At 63.7% G+C, this 1,014-nt stretch carries 1 protein-coding gene; it reads left to right on the plus strand.

The genetic code is table 11. From position 1 onward, the window contains the following. A partial coding sequence (locus NKJ18_RS32935) for a transposase (RefSeq protein WP_502906199.1) occupies positions 1 to 1,002 on the plus strand: 1,002 nt, incomplete at its 5' end. Positions 1,003 to 1,014: the final 12 nt, after the last annotated feature.

Genomic DNA, 1,014 nt, shown 5'->3' on the forward strand with positions numbered 1-1,014 from the left:
GCCCGCGAGACGAAGGCGTTCCTGCGCCCGCGCGGCGTCAGGTCGGCGAGCGACCTGTTGCGCCTGACACTGGCTTACTGCCTTGGCAAGGTTGGCATGCGGGGCGTCGTGGCCTGGGCGGCGGCGAGCGGGATTGCCGACATTTCGGACGTGGCGTTGCTTGGCCGGCTGCGCAATGCAGGACCATGGCTGCAGCAGTTGATTGGGCACCTTTTGAAGCGCGAGGATGCAGGTTTGGCCAAAGGCCGGCTGATCCGCATCCTCGATGCGACAGCGGTTGCCAAGGCCGGTGCGTATGAGAAGAAGAACAATGGTCTTTGGCGCATGCACTGCGCCTTCGAGCTTGAGCGCGAGCAGTTCGACTTCATCGAGATCACCGACCAGAGCGAGGCCGAGTTGATCGACCGCGTGCCGGTGGTGGCGGGCGAGATCCGCATCGGTGACCGCGCCTATCTGCAGGCCGAGCGGATCGCAAAGGTGATGGCGCAAGGCGGCGATGTTGTTGTGCGCGCGTCGTGGAAAAACGCGCGATGGCTCGACGCCAACGGCAGGGCGTTCGATCTCATCGGCTACCTGGAGAACTGCCGGGAGGAAGTCTGCGAAACGCCTGCCCGGCTGGCACTCAAGAAGGGCGAGCCTGTGAATATGCGCCTGATCGCCTTGCGCAAATCCGAGGCCGCGGCACAAGAAGCGCGGCGCAAAATCAACAAGGAAGCCAGGGCCAAGGGCAACAAGGTTCAACCGCAGACGCTGATTGCGGCCGGCTTCGTCCTGCTTGTGACCTCGCTTGACCGGGAGGAGTTTCCCGCCGATACGGTCCTCAAGCTCTACCGCATGCGCTGGCGCATCGAACTCGCCTTCAAGCGCCTGAAGAGCCTGATCGGGCTGCGCTCTCCTCCCGCCAAGGACCCAAGGATCGCAAAGCCTTGGATCCTTGCACACTTCCTCATCGCGCTTGTGACCGAACCCCTCTCGCAGGAGTTGGGTGTCTCTCCCCCTTGAGCGACGGGCGCC

The organism is Mesorhizobium sp. M0217 (assembly GCF_040321955.1).
In the GTDB taxonomy this organism is placed as follows: domain Bacteria; phylum Pseudomonadota; class Alphaproteobacteria; order Rhizobiales; family Rhizobiaceae; genus Mesorhizobium.